Origin of the sequence: Phyllobacterium sp. CCNWLW183 (assembly GCF_037203775.1) — a bacterium.
Taxonomy (GTDB): Bacteria; Pseudomonadota; Alphaproteobacteria; order Rhizobiales; family Rhizobiaceae; genus Phyllobacterium; species Phyllobacterium ifriqiyense.
The window spans coordinates 1,190,345-1,209,010 of the sequence record NZ_JBBCBN010000001.1 but is presented as its reverse complement, the minus strand read 5'-3'; the positions used below and the strand labels follow the sequence as shown (position 1 = coordinate 1,209,010).

The 18,666-nt window shown below is 51.8% G+C and carries 22 protein-coding genes and 1 pseudogene; 14 read left to right on the top strand and 9 right to left on the bottom strand.

The features are described 5' to 3' along the window. Nucleotides 1-133: 133 nt before the first annotated feature. From V9K95_RS23675 to V9K95_RS05730, 5 genes and pseudogenes are all read right to left on the bottom strand, one after another. Nucleotides 134-301: pseudogene (locus V9K95_RS23675) on the bottom strand (gluconokinase); the annotation flags it as partial. Between the two features lie 241 nt (nucleotides 302-542). Further along, nucleotides 543-1,199 carry an endonuclease III domain-containing protein gene (locus V9K95_RS05745; protein WP_336439611.1) on the bottom strand — a complete coding sequence of 219 codons (657 nt, stop codon included), beginning with the start codon at nucleotides 1,197-1,199 and terminating at the stop codon, nucleotides 543-545. Between the two features lie 105 nt (nucleotides 1,200-1,304). Then, nucleotides 1,305-2,279, bottom strand: coding sequence for a WD40 repeat domain-containing protein (locus tag V9K95_RS05740; RefSeq protein ID WP_336439612.1), 975 nt, complete (start codon nucleotides 2,277-2,279; stop codon nucleotides 1,305-1,307). After that, nucleotides 2,279-3,388 carry a CobW family GTP-binding protein gene (locus V9K95_RS05735; RefSeq protein ID WP_336439613.1) on the bottom strand — a complete coding sequence of 370 codons (1,110 nt, stop codon included), beginning with the start codon at nucleotides 3,386-3,388 and terminating at the stop codon, nucleotides 2,279-2,281. The genes V9K95_RS05740 and V9K95_RS05735 overlap by 1 nt, the downstream gene beginning before the upstream one ends. Nucleotides 3,389-3,493: 105 nt before the next feature. Further along, nucleotides 3,494-4,261 carry a creatininase family protein gene (locus V9K95_RS05730; RefSeq protein ID WP_336440188.1) on the bottom strand — a complete coding sequence of 256 codons (768 nt, stop codon included), beginning with the start codon at nucleotides 4,259-4,261 and terminating at the stop codon, nucleotides 3,494-3,496. Nucleotides 4,262-4,558: 297 nt separating this feature from the next. Here V9K95_RS05730 and V9K95_RS05725 point away from each other — a divergent pair, with 297 nt between their 5' ends. Beyond that, nucleotides 4,559-5,047 carry a MarR family winged helix-turn-helix transcriptional regulator gene (locus V9K95_RS05725; protein WP_115052221.1) on the top strand — a complete coding sequence of 163 codons (489 nt, stop codon included), beginning with the start codon at nucleotides 4,559-4,561 and terminating at the stop codon, nucleotides 5,045-5,047. Nucleotides 5,048-5,294: 247 nt separating this feature from the next. Then, nucleotides 5,295-6,314 carry a substrate-binding domain-containing protein gene (locus tag V9K95_RS05720; RefSeq protein WP_115052222.1) on the top strand — a complete coding sequence of 340 codons (1,020 nt, stop codon included), beginning with the start codon at nucleotides 5,295-5,297 and terminating at the stop codon, nucleotides 6,312-6,314. Between the two features lie 38 nt (nucleotides 6,315-6,352). Here the strand turns inward: V9K95_RS05720 and V9K95_RS05715 are convergent, their stop codons facing one another. Next, complete coding sequence (locus tag V9K95_RS05715; RefSeq protein ID WP_307279998.1) at nucleotides 6,353-7,123, bottom strand: gamma-glutamyl-gamma-aminobutyrate hydrolase family protein; 771 nt, start codon at nucleotides 7,121-7,123, stop codon at nucleotides 6,353-6,355. A 247-nt stretch (nucleotides 7,124-7,370) separates the two neighbouring features. Between V9K95_RS05715 and V9K95_RS05710 the strand changes: the two genes are divergently transcribed. Further along, entirely contained in the window at nucleotides 7,371-8,480 is a 1,110-nt protein-coding gene (locus V9K95_RS05710) for a TRAP transporter substrate-binding protein (RefSeq protein ID WP_115052223.1), read from the top strand. A gap of 133 nt (nucleotides 8,481-8,613) precedes the next feature. Then, a complete protein-coding gene (locus V9K95_RS05705) occupies nucleotides 8,614-9,363 on the top strand; it encodes an SDR family NAD(P)-dependent oxidoreductase (RefSeq protein ID WP_115052224.1) in 750 nt (249 codons plus the stop codon). Between the two features lie 6 nt (nucleotides 9,364-9,369). Here the strand turns inward: V9K95_RS05705 and V9K95_RS05700 are convergent, their stop codons facing one another. Further along, on the bottom strand, nucleotides 9,370-10,269 hold the full coding sequence (locus tag V9K95_RS05700; RefSeq protein WP_336439614.1) for a branched-chain amino acid ABC transporter permease: 900 nt from the start codon (nucleotides 10,267-10,269) through the stop codon (nucleotides 9,370-9,372). Nucleotides 10,270-10,376: 107 nt separating this feature from the next. On the opposite strand from V9K95_RS05700, the gene V9K95_RS05695 reads away from it, so the two are divergent. The 7 genes from V9K95_RS05695 to V9K95_RS05665 all read left to right on the top strand — a co-directional run bounded on the left by V9K95_RS05695 (nucleotide 10,377) and on the right by V9K95_RS05665 (nucleotide 15,307). After that, nucleotides 10,377-10,931, top strand: coding sequence for a CGNR zinc finger domain-containing protein (locus V9K95_RS05695; RefSeq protein ID WP_162802450.1), 555 nt, complete (start codon nucleotides 10,377-10,379; stop codon nucleotides 10,929-10,931). Then, a complete protein-coding gene (locus V9K95_RS05690; protein WP_336439615.1) occupies nucleotides 10,921-11,418 on the top strand; it encodes a hypothetical protein in 498 nt (165 codons plus the stop codon). The genes V9K95_RS05695 and V9K95_RS05690 overlap by 11 nt, the downstream gene beginning before the upstream one ends. Nucleotides 11,419-11,530: 112 nt before the next feature. Then, entirely contained in the window at nucleotides 11,531-11,677 is a 147-nt protein-coding gene (locus V9K95_RS05685; RefSeq protein WP_008124743.1) for a DUF3096 domain-containing protein, read from the top strand. A 121-nt stretch (nucleotides 11,678-11,798) separates the two neighbouring features. Then, nucleotides 11,799-12,020: an aa3-type cytochrome c oxidase subunit IV gene (locus tag V9K95_RS05680; RefSeq protein WP_115052228.1), complete on the top strand. Its 222-nt coding sequence runs from the start codon at nucleotides 11,799-11,801 to the stop codon at nucleotides 12,018-12,020. A gap of 155 nt (nucleotides 12,021-12,175) precedes the next feature. After that, entirely contained in the window at nucleotides 12,176-13,486 is a 1,311-nt protein-coding gene (locus tag V9K95_RS05675) for a Re/Si-specific NAD(P)(+) transhydrogenase subunit alpha (RefSeq protein ID WP_336439616.1), read from the top strand. Continuing rightward, nucleotides 13,486-13,896, top strand: a complete 411-nt coding sequence (locus V9K95_RS05670) for an NAD(P) transhydrogenase subunit alpha (RefSeq protein ID WP_115052230.1) — start codon at nucleotides 13,486-13,488, stop codon at nucleotides 13,894-13,896. The genes V9K95_RS05675 and V9K95_RS05670 overlap by 1 nt, the downstream gene beginning before the upstream one ends. 10 nt (nucleotides 13,897-13,906) lie before the next feature. Then, complete coding sequence (locus V9K95_RS05665) at nucleotides 13,907-15,307, top strand: NAD(P)(+) transhydrogenase (Re/Si-specific) subunit beta (protein ID WP_115052231.1); 1,401 nt, start codon at nucleotides 13,907-13,909, stop codon at nucleotides 15,305-15,307. Nucleotides 15,308-15,384: 77 nt separating this feature from the next. On the opposite strand, the gene V9K95_RS05660 is transcribed toward V9K95_RS05665, so the two are convergent. Beyond that, entirely contained in the window at nucleotides 15,385-16,251 is an 867-nt protein-coding gene (locus V9K95_RS05660; protein WP_115053206.1) for a tetratricopeptide repeat protein, read from the bottom strand. A 127-nt stretch (nucleotides 16,252-16,378) separates the two neighbouring features. Next, a complete protein-coding gene (gene rpsU / locus V9K95_RS05655) occupies nucleotides 16,379-16,630 on the bottom strand; it encodes a 30S ribosomal protein S21 (protein WP_008124734.1) in 252 nt (83 codons plus the stop codon). Between the two features lie 28 nt (nucleotides 16,631-16,658). Here rpsU and V9K95_RS05650 point away from each other — a divergent pair, with 28 nt between their 5' ends. The 3 genes from V9K95_RS05650 (at nucleotide 16,659) to V9K95_RS05640 (ending at nucleotide 18,663) form a co-directional block, all read left to right on the top strand. Continuing rightward, on the top strand, nucleotides 16,659-16,949 hold the full coding sequence (locus V9K95_RS05650; protein ID WP_162802448.1) for a hypothetical protein: 291 nt from the start codon (nucleotides 16,659-16,661) through the stop codon (nucleotides 16,947-16,949). Nucleotides 16,950-17,028: 79 nt separating this feature from the next. After that, on the top strand, nucleotides 17,029-18,282 hold the full coding sequence (locus tag V9K95_RS05645) for a sarcosine oxidase subunit beta family protein (protein WP_115052232.1): 1,254 nt from the start codon (nucleotides 17,029-17,031) through the stop codon (nucleotides 18,280-18,282). A gap of 21 nt (nucleotides 18,283-18,303) precedes the next feature. Beyond that, entirely contained in the window at nucleotides 18,304-18,663 is a 360-nt protein-coding gene (locus tag V9K95_RS05640; protein ID WP_115052233.1) for a sarcosine oxidase subunit delta, read from the top strand. Nucleotides 18,664-18,666: the final 3 nt, after the last annotated feature.

Below are 18,666 nucleotides of genomic sequence, written 5' to 3'. Positions count from 1 at the left end.
TGCCAAATGTCGGCGCAAACCCCAAACCGGCCAATCAACGGCCGACGGTCAAGCACAACCGGACACAAACAGTTCAGGCGGTCGCGATCCGAATTGCGTCCCTGGCCAGAACAGCTTGACCCCAGTCACTTATCTAAACTCTAAGCCGCCGTAGCCAGCCAACGCTCGCACCAACAATTGCGTCAATGCTCCGTGACACATCCTGGCGAAAAACCAGATCTTCCCCAACAGGCGATTCCAACGTTGAAAGCTGACTGTCCAACATCGAAACCGGCATAAAATGACCCGTGCGCTTACCCATGAATCATATCTATTCAAATCAAGCGGCATAATGCTAGTGAACATTCCGGCGCAGCATTTCATAATGCGTCGGCTTCCCGAAAAATTTCCCAGACCCTATACGATCATTAATTGCTGGTGGCTTGGCGATCACACAAATGCCTGCTGGCAGCCAAGTCGGGTAATGCAAAAATCACACAAACAAGGCAAAGCCAATCCACAATAATAGCTCGTGTCGCCATGCCCATGGCGCACAGAATTTTCTATGTCGAACATTGACCATGTGGACACATCATTTGCAGAGGGCATCCACAGCAGCGCGGTGTTCCAGTTACGCAGAATTCCTGCGCCAATTTTTTTACAAACACGTGATGTTCTTCTGTGTCTTTAGCCAACCAGCAGTTCGGAACAAGCCGCTGTATGACTTTCATTTTGAGATTGTAGTTCCAATCGTCTTTGATGAGTTGAAATCGCGCGGCAAAACGAAGGTAGTGTGTATCAATTACCAAGGCGCGCATCCGCAAAGTGCTGAAATTGAGAACGCAGGCACTGATTTTGGGACCGACGCCGCGATGCTGCTGCAATGAGTGTAGAGCCTGTCCGACTGTCATATGGGCAAGTGTATCGAGACTGAGTTTACCCTGTTGCCGAATAATTCCACGCAACGCTTCGGGGATGTATATGCAGTATGTCTTGGGAAAAGTGATCCTATGAATGCAATCATTGACTTCGTCTGACGAAGCAGAGGCGACAGCTTCCCAGTTTTTGAATTTCTGTCGAAGATTCTGAAATGCTTCCAATGATACTTCGTCACGGGTGCGGCAGCCCAGCATTGCCATAACCAGCATACTGACAGGCGTGAACCGAAGTCCCGGAGCGGGAATGCCATAATGCGCCTTCAAGCGATCATGGACACTCACGAGCGGACTCGGAGTTCCAAAATCAAGAACATATTGCATAGGTCAATAGTAGAACAAAGCAAGAACATGTCAATTCTTGTTTGTGTTCTTGGTCAAAGCATCAAACTATGCTGTGATGTCGATCACGCCACAGTCGCCAGCCTCGCTTCCAAAGACCAGCCGATGCCCGGTAGTATCCCAATTCATGGTGGAAATGGCGCCACTGCCCTGCCGTCGCAATAGCACTTCTTTCTGGTCGCCAAAACGGCCCACAAGGATCATGCCATCGGAATAACCGATCGTGACAATATCCTCGACGGGATGGCAGGCAACGGAAGTCACAAGACTGTCGCCGCGTGTACCGAGTTCTAATGGCCCCTTGCCCATCGGACCGTCCTTGCCTGCAAAAGGCCAGACGATTGCTGCTGGAGCACCGGACGTTGCCAACCATTTGCCCTTCGGGCTCCATGACCAGCTTTTCACTTTGTTGGGATAGCCGGTCATGCGCATGTGACGATTATCATCAAGCCGCCATCCATGCAGTGCGTTCTCTTGCATCGAGGTAACAAGAAAGCGGTTATCTGGCGAGAACATCACCATGACATGCGCGCCCTTCCACTCGAGCTCCGTCGGCGTGCTATTGGTAGCTGGCCAATGCAAGGTCACACCATTATAGCGTGCGATTGCCAAGCGGAGACCCTTTGGGGCAAAGGCCAGACCCTCAACACTGCGCTCATGGGCCAGCTCCTTGAGGCGACCATCAACAGATCGAAACCATGCGGAGCGGCCCGATGCGAATGCTATTGCACCACCCGGTGCCGCAGCAAGAGCTGTTATCCACTTGCGCGGCAGATTGCTTACTTCTGTTGACAGCCCGTTTGAGCCGGTTAAGCAGACTCTGCCATCTTCGCCACCCGTAAGCAAAGCCTTACCATCGCTCGATGGAATCGCACAAAGAAGCCCATCATGGGCCTCCACTGCTTTGTGGCCATTATCGAGACGATGGATAGTTCCATCTGCCAAAGCGAAGAAGGGGATATCTTGAATGAAACGTGCGTCGATACAGTGGCCGACCAAATCCAGTGGAGCTATGGTTGGCATCAGGCAAGACAGCTTTCAAGGCCAGCTTTCAGCGCGGCATGGTCAAGTTCGCGTCCAATGAAAACAAGACGGCTGTCATGCTTTTCGCCATCTTTCCAGGCTCGCTGATGGTCTCCCTCGATAATCATGTGCACGCCTTGGATAACGTAGCGTTCATGATCATCCTTGAATGCAAGGATACCTTTAAGGCGTAAAATATTTGGACCTTGGTCCTGCGTTATCTTTTGGATCCAGGGGAAGAATTTGTCGGCAACCAATTCCCCTGTGCGCAGAGAAACTGACTGCACAGTGACATCGTGGATTGGCGATGCATGACTGTGATCGTGATCATGCGTATGGTCGTGATCGTGATGATGGTGATGATGATGCGCATGACCGTGATCATGGTCACAATCCGGGCCGCAGGCATGATCGGGGTGATCATGGTCGAGAAAATGCGGGTCGTTCTCCAGTGCACGCGTCAAGTCAAATGCCCCGCGATCCAAAACTTTCACAAGATCGATATTGGCGCGTTCAGTGCGGTGAACCACTGCGTGGGGATTGATCGCGCGTATCGTGGCTTCAACAACCGCCAACTCCTCCGGTGTTACCAGATCCGTCTTGTTCAGCAGAACGACATCGGCAAATGCGATCTGGTCTTCTGCCTCCCGGCTGTCTTTCAGGCGTAGCGGCAGATGCTTGGCGTCAACCAGTGCTACCACCGCGTCAAGTGTGGTCTTTTTCCGCACATCCTCATCCATGAAAAAGGTTTGTGCGACAGGGACCGGATCGGCCAAACCCGTCGTTTCAACGATGATCGCATCAAATCTGCCCGGACGGCGCATAAGGCCTTCAACAACGCGGATCAGATCTCCACGAACGGTACAGCAGATACAGCCATTGTTCATCTCGTAAATTTCTTCATCGGACTCAACGATCAGATCGTTATCAATTCCGATTTCACCAAACTCATTGACGATGACTGCATAGCGCTTGCCATGGTTTTCGCTCAAAATGCGGTTGAGCAACGTTGTCTTGCCTGCGCCAAGATATCCGGTCAAAACTGTGACCGGTATTTGGGCGGTCTTGGCAGCGTCGGTTGGCGCGGAAATGGTCTGAGATTCACTCATAGCGTGCCTCTTGTTGAGTATAGACCCTCGATATAGGTGATTAGGTCACCGTTTGCCATATCTGTAGCGAGCAAAAGGATGAGGCAATGCGATTGAGCGGCCGTATCAGGTCTTGAATACAGAAACATCAAACTTCGCAACATCTTCAATCAACTCAATGATGCCCTTCAAGCTATGGCTGATTATTGCCTCGCCGGCCTGCCCAGTGGCCAACAAAGCGTTGCCCGCAACGCCTTGCATGTTCAGATCAGACATTTTCCAGCCAAATGCGTGTGGCCCATAGGCTCGCAGGTGCTTGTAATCTGCGGCAAACTGGCTCTGGTTTGAGGTGAAGTTTTGCGCCTCGTTCATCTGAACAAGTTCAGGATGCAGGGCCAGCATCACCGAGGTTTCGATAAAACCACCATGGATATCGATGGCTTTTTCTTCAGGCGATATCAAACCGTCCGGTAGACCAAAGCGCGTCCAACTGGTCGCGACGGCAAGCATATCAAAGCGAACGCGCAGTTCTGTAGCGACGATTGTCGTAAGCGGGGAGTTGCCCCCGTGTGCGTTAAGCATGACAAGCTTGGATATTCCGCGTTCAGCTAAATTTTCACCGATCGCAATCCAACGATGTACAGCCTCGTCAAAACGTAGCGATGTTGTGCCTTTCACATCCATGTGTTCGATTGAATAGCCAACTGGTTCGGCGGTGAGGAACGTTATATCCAATTCGGGCGGTAGCAAGGGTTTGAGGCGATCGACCAATCCCTTAACAATCAACGTGTCCGTCTCGAATGGAAGGTGGGGTCCATGCTGCTCATGCGCTCCCAGCGGCAATAATGCGATTGTATTGTTTGAAGAGTTAGACATGTCCTGGTCACTTTGCATCGTCGTTATAAAAAGCAATCCTGTAGCCACTGAAACTATGCTTATGCGCCGAGCATTCACAGCCTTAATTTCTGCGTCGCGAGCAATTCGTCGGCAAATTTCATCAGTTTGTCACATAAGAATTGTAACGCGGCACTCAGGCAGTAGTTTAAATGTAACCATTGTCCGGAAACGGGTCGAAAACCCCACAGGGGCCAGACATTTTCCTGACGTCGATTTGTCTGTTAATGAGTTTTGACGCAATTGTGCTAGCCGTCTCACTATCGCGAACGGTTTATAAGCAAAAGAGGAATTGGAATGGTCAAGGATCGTAAGCCTCTTATTCTTCATCGCTTGCAGTCAACTGCAAGATTAACGCGTACCGCTTTGGCGATAAGGCTGCTGGGCCACGGTTTTTATGCTGGACAAGACGCTGTAATGCTCCAACTGGCGCACGAAGATGGGCTATCGCCCAGCGTTCTTGCCAAGAGACTTGGTGTGCGTCCTCCGACGATCACAAAGACGATCTCCCGCCTGCAGACCCAGGGATTTGTGAAAAAAGAGGGATCATCGACGGATCAGCGCCAAGCCCATATTTTCCTGACAGACACAGGAAATGAAGCCATCAAGTCGATTGAAAAATCCATTCGCAAGACCGAAAAAGACGCAATGAAAGGTTTTGACAAAAAGGAGCGTAAAGCTTTTGTCAAAATGCTCACAAGACTTGAAATGAATCTATCGGCTGCGGATCTCTTGCGTCAGACGGGTTCAGATGAGCACGATGATGACGACAATGACGATGAATAATTAACGGGCTCTATTTTGTCAGACATATAGCTTGCCTGCGGTTCTTGCCGCCTGTTCCCAGGCTGAAGACCGCAAGATTGGGCTGCGTGCTCCGATCTTTGCAAGATAGTTTTAGCCTTGAGCGATGGGCACGCAATTTTCCGCGTCAGTTTTGGAGCGGAAAGAACTTTGATTTATTGATCCGCGATGGCATAACCCCAAGAATGATATTCTGTTCAATGAATGGAATCGCGGGGAGAAAGTACTTTTGGCGCAGAAAATTAAGCTATCGACAATTGCCGACGCGTTGAAAGTGTCTACCGCGACGGTGTCGCTTGCCTTGAGAGACAGCCCGCTTGTTGCCGACCAGACCCGGGACAAGATCAAAGAGCATGCGAGAGCAATCGGCTACATCTATAACCGGCGGGCCGCCAGCTTGCGCACTTCGCGGTCGGGAATTGTTGGCGTAGTTGTTCATGACATCATGAACCCGTTTTTTGCCGAAATTTTGCGGGCTATCGAGGGCGAGCTGGATCGTTCTGGCCAAACGTTCATTTTGTCGAATCATTACGATCAAGTGGAGAAGCAACGGACATTCATCGAAACTGTCCTGCAGTTGGGCGGTGATGGTGTAATCATGTCTCCCGCCATAGGCACGCCTGCAGCAGACATTCGCATGGCTGAAGACAACGGTCTTCCAGTCGTACTGATCGCACGTACGGTGCAGGACGCGAATGTTCCGGTTTTCCGTGGAGACGATGCATATGGTATCGGGCTAGCGACCAATCATCTTATATCGCTCGGGCATACGCGCATCGCAATGGTCGGCGGTACTGATCAAACCTCAACTGGCCGTGACAGGTATGAAGGTTATCTGCATGCAATGCAAAAAGCAGGGCTCGATGCGAAACCAGAATGGCGGATTCCCGGGCCTCGGACTAAACAGGCCGGTTTCGATGCCGCGCCGCAATTTCTCGCGCTAAAGGACCATCCCACGGCAGCGGTCTGCTGGAACGATCTTTGCGCAATTGGCATGATGAACGGCATTGCTCGCGCCGGACTCGTCGCTGGCGTGGATATTTCAGTTACAGGTTATGACGATCTGGAAGAAGCCGCGATTGCGACTCCTGCCTTGACTACGGTTTGGAATGGCCAGCGGGAGGTGGGGCAACGTGCGGCGCGCGCTCTGCTTGACCAGTTAAACGGTGCAGACACCCATGCCCGTCAGGAACTTATCAAGCCTGAGTTGCGGATACGGCAGTCAACGTCAAAACCAAAGGAACGCTGATCTGCTTAAGCTAGAACGGCCAAGAGTAGCGATTACTGCTATTCGGCAGCTTGCAATCGCTCGCGGCTTGCTTTGTGCGCACGCACTGCATCGCCAAATGCAGCAAAAATTCTCCGGGAAGAATTATCGGTTTTTACCCAGTATTCGGGGTGCCATTGTACACCGACTGCAAAAGCGCGAGCGTTTTTGACAGAGACAGCCTCGATCGTCCCATCATCGGCCACAGCCTCAATTTCCAGTTGAGGTGCGGGTCTATCTATTGCCTGCCGGTGTACGGAATTTACTTGGATGGCATCACTGTTCATGACTGCCGCCAGACATGAACCCGCCTTGATGTGCACCGGATGGCGAATTGCAAACCGTTCCGCCTGAATTTCGGAAGCAGGAGCCCTGTGGTCCATGCGCCCATCCAACTGCTGGATTTCTGTGGCAAGAGTGCCGCCCAATGCCACGTTCAGTTCTTGAATGCCGCGACAGATTGCCAGAAGCGGGATGCCCCGGTCGATAGCGCGGCGGATCAGCGGAAGCGAGGTGGCATCGCGAGCGGGGTCATATGGCTCATGCGCTTCAGTGGGTTGGGCGCCATAGAGCGCTGGATGCACGTTGGACTTCGATCCCGTAATGAGTACGCCATCTACGCCGTCGAGAATCGCGTCAATATCCAGGCCCTCGCCAATTGAGGGTACAATAAGCGGAATAACATCGGCCGCTTGATAGGCAGCCATCAGATATTGATCGGGCGCTGCATGCCAGGTGTAATTTTCGAAATTTCGCACGTCTGACGATATGGCGACGAGAGGTTGCCGCATGATTTCACTCCAAAGGGTCCTAAATAGAATGTAGTTGAGTTCGAAGCCATTTCCAATGGTCATGACCAACCATATGCGGCGCGGACTATCACGAAGATAGGCAAAATTAGGTAGAACCGCCGTAACCGTCGGCTGGACTAGAACAAACGAGTGTGTATGTTTAGCGCAGGATCGGGAGAACAAGACTGAATGTCTGTTGATCTGGACCGGGAATAGTTCTGGGGTTCAAAGTTTTGGAGGAGAATTAATGGATCGTCGTTCATTCATGACGAAGGCGGGTTTTGCAGGTGTTGGTGCAGCGACAGCGGCAACCACATTGGCAGCACCGGCAATTGCGCAAACATTGCCCAAAATTACATGGCGCTGTGCATCATCATTCCCGAAATCGTTGGAGACGATTTACGGTGGAGCAGTCGACTTGTCAAAATATCTGCGAGAGGCAACGGATGGCAATTTCACTATCCAGCCATTTGCGGCGGGCGAAATTGTTCCGGGCCTTCAGGCGGCTGACGCGACAGCTGCGGGTACAGTCGAACTCTGCCATACGGTCGCTTATTATTATTGGGGCAAAAATCCCACTTGGGCGCTTGGAGCAGCTGTACCTTTCGCGCTCAATGCCCGCGGCATGAATGCTTGGCAGTATCATGGCGGCGGCATTGATTTGATGAACGAATTCTTCAACACCCAAGGACTGCAGGTCTATCCCGGCGGCAACACGGGCGTGCAGATGGGTGGCTGGTTCCGGAAGGAAATCAAGACCATCGAAGATCTCAAAGGTCTGAAAATGCGCGTTGGCGGCTTTGCTGGCAAGGTCCTAGAAACCCTTGGCGTTGTACCCCAGCAATTGCCCGGCGGCGACATTTATCCGGCTCTGGAAAAGGGCACAATTGATGCGGCGGAATGGGTTGGACCTTTCGACGATGAGAAGCTCGGCTTCCAGAAAGTTGCTCCTTATTATTATTATCCAGGTTGGTGGGAAGGTGGCCCAACGGTCAGCTTCATGGTCAACAAGTCAAAATGGGATGCGCTTCCGCCCGCGTACCAGTCATTGTTCCGTACCGCTGCGCAGGCCACGGATGCAAACATGTTGCAGAAGTATGACTATCTTAACCCGGGTGCGATCAAGCGGCTTGTTGCAGGTGGTGCGCAGTTAAGGCCATTCAGCCCAGAAATTTTGAACGCATGTTTCACGGCGGCCAACACTGTTTACGCAGAACTGGAAGCCAGCAACGCTTCGTTCAAGAAGATATGGGATTCGATCAAAGCGTTCCGCAATGAGCATTTCCTCTATTCCCAAGTTGCCGAGTACACATTTGATACTTTCATGATGGTGCAACAGCGCAACGGAAAACTATAAAACCACGATCTAGACGCCAGACCCCGGTTCTCGGAGCCGGGGTCTCGTTTCATTCAGCTTCTTTTGGTTGTCATGCCATGCTGGGCCGTCTATCAGTGAGACCACAATTGGGATGCCCAGCGGTACTTAATCAATGAATATTGATAGATCTATTTCGGTTGCAGGAAAAACCATTGCGGTGACAGGTGGGTCGTCCGGGCTTGGTTTACGGATGATCCAGGTTCTCGCAGCCAACGGAGCCAATGTGGTTTCGATCTCACGGACGCCAACATCCGAGAGCATGGTTCACTCGAATGTCGTCAACATTATCGCTGATATAACGATTGCGGCCGACATAGAGCGGGCATTCGACGAAACGGAACGGCTGTTCGGCCCAGTTTCAGTTGTGTTCAACAATGCTGGCGTCGCTGCCATCGAACGGGCATTGACGACCACCCGCGAGCAATTGCGCCATATCTTCGAGGTCAACGTGGAAGGGGCATTCTTTATTGCTCAGGAAGCCGCCAAACGCATGATTGCCAACAAAATCGGGGGTTCAATAATCAATCTGTCGAGTATTCTTGCCGACGCTCCGATTAAGGGATCTGCCGGCTATGCGATGTCGAAAGCGGCGGTAGCACAAATGACGCGATCGCTCGCGCTTGAATGGGCGCCGCATGGCATCCGCGTCAATGCCATTGCACCTGGCTGGTTTCCAACCAAACTCAACGAAACCATCATGGATGGTCCGGCAAAAGGTTTTCTCAAAGGCAAAAACCCAATGCGCCGCTTGGGAGAGCCTGAAGATATTGATGGTGCAGTGCTCTTGCTTGCTTCCGATGCAAGCAGCTACATCACGGGCACTGTTATCACGATTGATGGCGGCCATAGCCTTCAAGGCTAGAGTCCTTTAGACGCGCTCTTGTTCATCGACATTGGTGCGTATCGCCAATACCAGTACAAGCAATGAAAATATTGCAGCATCGCGCCAGAGCACTGAAAAATATCCGCCCCAGATGGATTCCACCATGCCGATGATGGCCGCTCCGAACGCAGCATGGAGCGGACGCGAAAAGCTCCCGGCGGCAGTTATAAACAGGATCTTGAGCCCAAAAATTATGCCCGTATTGAAGCTCACATTGCCGTAGTAGAGTGCTGCGAGAAATCCGGCGAGCGCACAGATTCCATAAGCGACTAGGATTGCGTTTGTTCGTACAGAGACGGGATCAATTCCGCATAGCGCCGAGGCGGTGGGCTCGTCGCTGACCGCGCGCCAGATGCGACCGGCCAGCGTGCGGTTCATGGTCAGTTCTGCAAGAAGAACAACAGCCAGTGCGATACCAATGTTCACAAGCTGTAATTGGGTAAGGCTTATGTCGGCTGCCTGCCCCAGAATAAAGACAGGCGAGGCCAGCATGGGCGGTAGCCAATAATCTCTTGTATCGGTAGCAATGCGCGACAACTCCATCAGAAAGATGGTTAGCCCCAATGTGGCGACGAGCACCGTATTGCGAGTACCAGCATCCAACGGAGTATAAATAAGCCTAGCGACCAAATAGCCGGCCGCGGTTACGTAAAGGGCCGCAATTATGAAGCCAAATCCCAAAGCGGCTGGCATTGTCATCCAAAGGACGGAAAAGCCAAAAGCTGCTGCAAGAATGAATGTCTGTCCCGAAAACGCGAAAATTGCGCCGAGCGAGAGATCTGTTCGGTGCGTCAATCCATGAATGAGGACATAGCCATAGGCGAGCAGTGCATAGAGCGCCGCATTGTGAATTCCGTTCAACAATAGTTGCAGAAAGTACGACATTCAGCACCATCCCATCACCAACTAGTCTAACTTGCAAAATTGATTTTACCAGTTAGAATTTCGATATGTGGATTGATTGGAATGCTCATAGGTTTAGCGGAGGTGTGTTGGCGCTTGATTTGGCGAATACGATTATCTTTCGCCAAGCCCCTGACCGCGCCCAAGACCGTTTTTCAAACAGTCTGGAGGTTGCAAGGTTTGCATGCGCTGCTGGCATTTTCCGCGCCGGGGAATGGGGCAGTGTTAATTTTATCCCACCGCAGTCGCCGTCTGGGCACTTAAATTTGATAGAATTGCGCGAGGCGATAAATAATCTGTTCCGAACAGCGGTACTGGAGGGAGGCTTTAAAGCCCAATATTTGTCGAATTTTTTGCGACTGGCCTCGGCTGTCATCGGCGATGACCAGAGTGAGCAGGATTTTACCTTGCCGCCATTTGCCCAGCACAGAGAGCTTTTATTATCCGCTGGAGCCGCGCTGTCTGGTCTCAATCTACTCGACCCCGCGCGGCTATCACGAATCAAAATATGTCCGAATTGCCATTGGCTTTACCTGGATGAGAGCCGTAATCGCAGCCGGCGCTGGTGTGACATGACCGTGTGCGGCAATCGCGCAAAAGCAAAACGGCACTATGATCGGAAGGGAAGAGGTCATGGCTTATAGAGTCCGAAGTGCCGGTTTGCTGCTCAGCATGATTATTGTCTTGGCTCTTGGGGCATGCCGCGATCCCGGACAGGGTGATTATCTTAACGTGTCGGGAAAAATCTTCGTGTTTAATTATCGTATCGCGCAGGCGACTTACGTTTTAACGCTCTCAAAAGTCAGGCCCCTTCCAAATGATTCCGTACTGGAGGCAACTTTTGAAAATCCGGCAGGCGGAGATCCTTTCATAGTACGGCAAAAAATCTGGCCGACCATGACAAAAGTGACCGTGGAAAGCCCTCCGGTGAAATGTGTGAAGGCCAATCGCGAGTATAAGGTCAGCATGCGCGTCATAGATGCGAGTGGTCAGCTATTGCAGACTATAGAGCGGAAGATGATCTCTGACGTTGATCAATCTGTCATGCCTGACAAACCGCTTGTTGTTGGTCCGTTTTATGATGCCAATCCCGGTAAAAGTCCTGCCGCGGTGGTGTGCCCCGGCACCTGATGAAGCCGCTATATCCACTGAATCTGCGAGAAAAAGATCGAAATGGATTGCATTCTTACGTGATTTGGTTTGCTCTGGGCATCAGGCACATCATTCAAAGGACGTTGCAAGCATGATTACACAGATCGCCATCGCCCCGTTGGTTGCACTTATAGCGGGCATCCTCATATTGATCGCCCCACGCCTCTTGAACTACGTTGTCGCGCTTTATCTGATTATCATTGGTGTTCTCGGCCTGTTTCCTAACCTTCTCAATTAGATAATCTTCAATCGCCGATAATATTATCTCAATTGAACAGCAGCGAGCGACTATCTGCGCATTGCGCTGATGCGTCGTTTTCGCTATTGCCATTAAGACGTCGATACGAAGAGGTTTGAAGATGGCTGAACATCACGATACCGCCCCTGCGGAACTGGGCGCTCCCATGGACTACAAAGAACATGAGAACACCTACAATCTGTTTCTTACGCTTTCAAAATGGGGTGTGATTTTCTGTGTTGCGCTGTTAGCTGCAATGGCTTTCGGTTTTTTCGCTGGCGGATTCTTCTCCGCTACCATTTTATTCATTGTTATATGTGTGGCTGCCTGGTTTTTGGTTTAGCCTGCTTGTCTTTTCGTTGCATCATTCGGGTGGATGCCCTTTGCAAACCAGTTAGCTGACTGTTTTCACCTTAAGGGTATTGCCCGGTAAAGTCGGACAGGCGTAGGCGATCTTGCTGAGCCTGTAGAGAGTTAACTTGCTTAGGGGGTGAGAGCTTGGCTCAGACACTATTCATACCGAAAGAGGCTGATGCCAGTGAGCCGCGGGTTGGCGGCTCGGCGGAAACGGTCAAAAAACTTATAAGTCTTGGTTTTTCAGTTATCGTTGAAAGCGGCGCGGGCGTTTTGTCCCGTATTCCCGATCGCGAGTTTGAGTCAGCCGGAGCCTCAATTGGCAAGGCAGCAGATGCGAAAAGCGCCGATATTGTTTTAAAGGTGCGCCGACCAAACTCGACCGAGCTTAAATCCTACAAAAAGGGCGCGGTCGTCATTGCTATGCTCGATCCCTATGGCAATGAAACCGCAATCAAAGAACTTGCCGATGCGGGCGTTACTGCTTTTACCATGGAATTCATGCCGCGTATCACGCGTGCTCAGGTCATGGACGTTCTTTCCAGCCAGGCAAACCTTGCCGGTTATCAAGCAGTGGTTGACGCGGCAGAAGAGTATGATCGCGCTTTGCCAATGATGATGACGGCTGCGGGTACCGTTCCTGCTGCAAAGGTTTTCATCATGGGTGTCGGTGTTGCCGGCCTTCAGGCGATCGCGACAGCGCGCCGTCTTGGAGCCGTTGTCACGGCAACGGACGTTCGACCAGCGGTCAAGGAACAGGTTGCTTCGCTTGGTGCGAAATTCCTGGCTGTTGAAGATGAAGAGTTCAAGGCCGCCGAAACAGCCGGTGGCTATGCCAAGGAAATGTCGAAAGAATATCAGGCAAAGCAGGCTGTGCTGGTTGCAGAGCATATCGCCAAACAAGATATTATTATCACAACGGCCCTCATTCCCGGCAGACCAGCACCACGGCTCGTAACGCGCGAGATGTATTCGCGTATGCGACCGGGTTCCGTCATCATTGATCTGGCGGTGGAACGTGGCGGAAACGTAGAGGGTGCTGTTGCCGGAAAGATCGTTGAGGTCGACGGCGTGAAGATCGTCGGGCATCTGAATGTCGCCGGACGGATCGCCGCCACAGCGTCACAGCTTTATGCCAAAAATCTGGTCGCCTTCGTTGAAACCCTGGTCGATAAAGAAGCCAAGGTAATCAAAGTCAATTTCGACGATGAGTTGGTTAAGGCGACTGTATTGACGCATGACGGCAAGGTTGTGCATCCGGCCTTCGCAGGTGGCGCTGCCACATCCTCGGTGCAAACTGCTGCCGCGAAAAAGGTCACGACCGTCAAAGCCACTACTGCCAAGGAGGCACCGGCGAAAGCTCCGGTCAAGAAAGCAGCATCAGCAAAAGCGGCTACACCGAAGAAAGCTGTGACGAAAACTGTTGCCCCCAAAACATCTGAAGGAGAGGCATGATGGCTGACGCAACGCTAGACAAAGCGCTCGAAACGCTTAATCAGGCCACGGAAATGGTGCGGCAGGCTGCCGAAACCATGCCCGACGCGGCTGGTGCTGCTGCACATGCGATTACCGGTGGTGCAGTTGACCCATTCGTTTTCCGCCTCGCGATTTTTGTTCTGTCAATTTTCGTTGGTTATTATGTGGTCTGGTCGGTAACGCCCGCGCTGCATACGCCGCTCATGGCCGTGACCAACGCTATTTCGTCGGTCATCGTTGTCGGTGCGCTGCTTGCTGTGGGCCTGTCCGCAAGTGGGGTGGCCACCGGATTTGGGTTCATCGCGCTCGTTCTTGCAAGCGTCAATATATTTGGCGGCTTCCTCGTCACTCATCGCATGCTTGCCATGTACAAGAAAAAAGAAAAGTGAGATTTGAGCAATGAGCGTTAATTTCGCAGCTTTTCTTTATCTCGTCTCCGGCGTCCTGTTCATCTTGGCGCTGCGCGGCCTGTCACATCCAACCACAAGCCGACAGGGTAATTTCTACGGCATGATCGGTATGGGCATATCGATCATCACGACGCTGACACTGGCCGAGCCTAGTTTTGGCGGTCTTGGCTTGATCGTTCTTGGTCTTGCCATTGGCGGCGGTGTTGGCGCCTATATCGCCAAGCGTATTGCCATGACGGCCATGCCGCAGCTTGTTGCAGCGTTCCACTCTCTCGTTGGTTTTGCCGCCGTGATGGTGGCAGCAGCGGCAGTCTACTCTCCTGAATCATTCGGGATTGGTGAAATCGGATCGATACACGCGCAGGCGCTTGTCGAAATGTCCATTGGTGTTGCTATTGGCGCGATCACCTTCACGGGTTCGATCATAGCGTTTCTTAAATTGGATGGCCGCATGTCGGGTAAGCCGATCATGTTGCCCGGCCGCCATTTCATCAATGCCAGCCTGTTGATCGCAATTGTTGTTCTCGTCATCGCCTTGGTCTTGACGGAAAGCCATGTGGTCTTCTGGCTTATCGTGATTTTGTCGCTCATTTTGGGTGGATTGATCATTGTGCCAATCGGCGGCGCTGATATGCCGGTCGTGGTATCAATGTTGAACTCCTATTCAGGATGGGCAGCAGCAGGTATCGGCTTTACGCTGGGCAATCTGGCATTGATCATCACCGGTGCGCTGGTTGGCTCATCCGGTGCGATCCTGTCTTACATCATGTGTAAGGGCATGAACCGGTCATTCATCTCGGTCATTCTTGGTGGCTTTGGCGGTGAGACTGGCGGTGCTGCTACTGGCGAAGTTGAGCAGCGTCCTGTCAAGCAAGGCTCTGCCGACGATGCCGCCTTTATCATGAAAAATGCTTCCAAGGTCATTATCGTGCCGGGCTATGGCATGGCCGTGGCGCAGGCGCAGCATGCTTTGCGTGAAATGGCGGACAAGCTCAAGGCCGAGGGCGTCGAGGTCAAATACGCCATTCACCCAGTTGCAGGCCGTATGCCAGGTCACATGAACGTTCTATTGGCCGAAGCAAATGTGCCTTACGATGAGGTGTTCGAACTTGAGGATATCAATTCCGAGTTCGCTCAAGCTGATGTCGCCTTTGTTATCGGTGCGAATGACGTGACCAATCCTGCAGCAAAGACTGATCCAAAGTCACCAATCTTTGGTATGCCAATCCTTGACGTGGACAAGGCTGGAACAGTTCTCTTTATCAAGCGGGGCATGGGTTCCGGTTACGCCGGGGTGGAGAATGAACTTTTCTTCCGCGACAATACGATGATGCTGTTTGCCGATGCGAAGAAGATGGTCGAAAACATTGTGAAAGCGCTCGACCACTAATCTGAAGCGCAATTAAATAATAAAAAACCCGCTATCTCGGCGGGTTTTTTATTGGTTTTGTGATCTTTTCTACCGCATCAAGCGCCGCGTGTACGGGCAAGCCCGTCTTTGGCCGGCTTGTAATTCGGATCAAGTTGTACGGCCTTTGCATAGGATTTGGCTGCACGGGCCTTCTCGCCGCGATGCTCATAGATGAGAGCCTGATTTGCCCAGCCTTCTGCGATGTCACCATCGAGCTTGATGGCCGTATTGAAATCGTCAAAGGCATTGTCGTCATCGCCGAGTGCGACATAGGAGATGCCACGACCATTATAAGGTTCTGCGGCATCAGGCTGTAGCGAGATCGCTGTCGAAAAGTCTTCGATAGCCTGTTTGTGCTGGTTGCGAGCCTGATAAATCAGTCCGCGATTATGATAGGCGCGAGCGTCAGTTGTGTTGAGCTGAATAGCTTGCTGGAAATCATTCAGAGCCTGATCGAGTTTGCCCGCCTGCCGGTATAGATTACCGCGGCCAATATATGCCGTATCATATTGCGGGTTGATCTGGATGGCTCTGCTGTAATCCGCTGCAGCTTGGGCTGTGTTGCCCATATTGCGATAGACCAGCGCCCGGTTTGCATAGGCTTGATAGAAGTTTGGGTTCAGCTGAAGGGCTGTGTTGAAATCCTTGATGGCATCATTGCTACGGCCCGCGCGCCCAAAGGCCGATCCGCGCACATTATAGGCTTCGGGATCTTTTGGATTATTGCGGATGACATCATTAAGCGAACTGATGTTTTCGGCAGAGCCTTGAGCTTTGTCGATCCCGGTCATATCTGTCGCAGTGGTGTTGCAGCCTGCAAGCGCTAAAGCCATTACGGATGCCAATAAGAGGCCAGCGATTCTTGTCGATCCCTTGATCGATTCAGGTTTGCGGTATGAAGCCATTTCCATTGAATGTGTCATATTCCAATTGTCCTGTTCAACCAAAGCCTTTGCAAGCGAAAATGTTCCTATTCCGACAAACGAAAAAAGGGCGGTGTGACACAAGCCACTCCACCCCTTGTCGCGTCAAGGCGTCGATAGTTGTCTATTAACGAGCCGCGGAAGCGCGGGCCGGAACTTTCTTAACAGGCATCGGCAAGAGGCCTTCACGCTGAGCCTGCTTACGAGCCAGCTTGCGAGCACGGCTGATTGCTTCTGCCTTCTGGCGAGCACGCTTGATCGACGGCTTTTCGTAATGATCATGCATCTTCATTTCGCGGAACATGCCTTCGCGCTGCATCTTCTTCTTGAGGACGCGGAGGGCCTGATCAACATTATTTTCGCGTACGAGTACCTGCACGGTTTTTCCTGTATCTCTTAGAATTTCGTTGAGCCTGATTTTTGACGCCTGTCCATTGAGCAGGGAACAAAAACCAAACTTCGCGACAGTCATCTATCGCAAACTGGGGTGGCCATTAGCAGAAACTTTTATCGATGTCCATGACAGAGTTGTAAACACCGGTGAGTATTTGTCTCAAAGCGCCAGCAATTATGTAATTTGGGATTATCTAACGCGAAGCGCCAATCTCCGTCGCAAAATGGCAAAAGAGCTTTGGCTGGATGCGATACTGATGCATAAAAGCATGGTTCTGGCTTTTAAAGTCGATGTCGATATTTGAACAGGATCAAGCGACGCCACTCATTAATAATCGCTTTGCAGTGGCTATTTTGCCAAGGCCCAATTGCTAGGAATGGATGATGCGGAAATATTCGGTATTTGCTTTGGCGAGGGAAGCGTTGCGTGCCCATAAGGGCTGGGATCAGCAATGGTCTTCGCCTGAACCCAAGTCAGAATATGACGTTATTATCGTCGGAGCGGGCGGTCACGGACTGGCAACTGCGTACTACCTGGCAAAAGAACATGGCATCACCAACGTGGCCGTTTTGGAAAAGGGTTGGCTGGGCGGTGGCAATACCGGCCGCAACACGACCATTATCCGCTCGAATTATCTATATGACGAATCGGCAGGTATTTACGAACATGCTGTGAAGCTCTGGGAGGGGTTGAGTCAGGATTTGAATTACAATGTGATGTATTCGGCGCGGGGCGTAATGATGCTTGCGCACAATATTCATGATGTTCAGGTCTTCAAACGGCACATCCATGCAAACCGGCTGAACGGCATCGATAATGAGTGGCTGACACCGGAGCAGGTCAAGGAGTTTTGCCCACCGATCAACCTTTCATCGGATGCGCGTTATCCCATCATCGGCGCTGCCTTGCAGCGGCGTGGTGGTACGGCGCGGCATGATGCGGTTGCGTGGGGCTATGCCCGCGCTGCCGCTGACCGAGGTGTTCACATCATCCAAAATTGCGAGGTTACGGGTATTCGTCGCGCTCCAAATGGCGCTGTGCTTGGCGTAGACACCAATCGTGGCCCAATCAATGCCAAGAAAGTTGGTGTTGTCGCCGCCGGTCACACCTCTGTTTTGATGAACATGGCAGGTGTTCGTATGCCGCTCGAGAGCTATCCGCTGCAGGCCCTGGTTTCAGAGCCGGTCAAGCCGCTTATTCCCTGCGTGATCATGTCGAATACGGTCCATGCCTATATCTCGCAGTCGGATAAGGGCGAGATGGTCATTGGCGCTGGTACAGATCAGTACACATCCTATTCGCAGACAGGCGGACTGCACATTATCAACCATACGCTCGATGCGATCTGCGAGATGTTCCCGGTTCTCACGCGCCTGAAAATGCTGCGGTCTTGGGGTGGCATTGTTGATGTGACACCCGATCGTTCTCCCATTCTCGCAAAGACACCTGTGCCAGGGCTTTACGTTAATTGCGGTTGGGGAACAGGCGGTTTTAAAGCCACTCCCGGTTCGGGCAATGTTTTCGCCCATACAATTGCGCGCGACGAGCCGCACAGGATCAATGCGCCGTTCACGCTTGAGCGGTTCACGACCGGGCGTTTGATCGATGAAGCCGCTGCTGCGGCTGTTGCACACTGATTTTCAAGAGAGATAGATATTATGCTTCTCATCAAATGCCCCTATTGCGAAGAAGAGCGTCCGGAACTGGAGTTCCGCAATGCAGGCGAAGCGCATCTTGTGCGCAATTCTTCGATCATTGAACAGTCCGACGAGGATTTCGCGTCTTATCTCTATTTCAGGCAGAACCCCAAAGGTTTGCAATTTGAACGCTGGCGCCACATTCATGGCTGCGGACGATTCTTCAATGCTGTTCGCGATTCAGTGTCGGACAAATTCCTGACCGTTTACAAGGCTGGTGAGCCAAAGCCTGAATTGGACGCACTTCTGTCCGCAAATGCTTCACAAGAAGTGGCATCGGTAAAAAAACGTGCGCCCCGCACAAAGAAAGCGGAGCTTTGATTT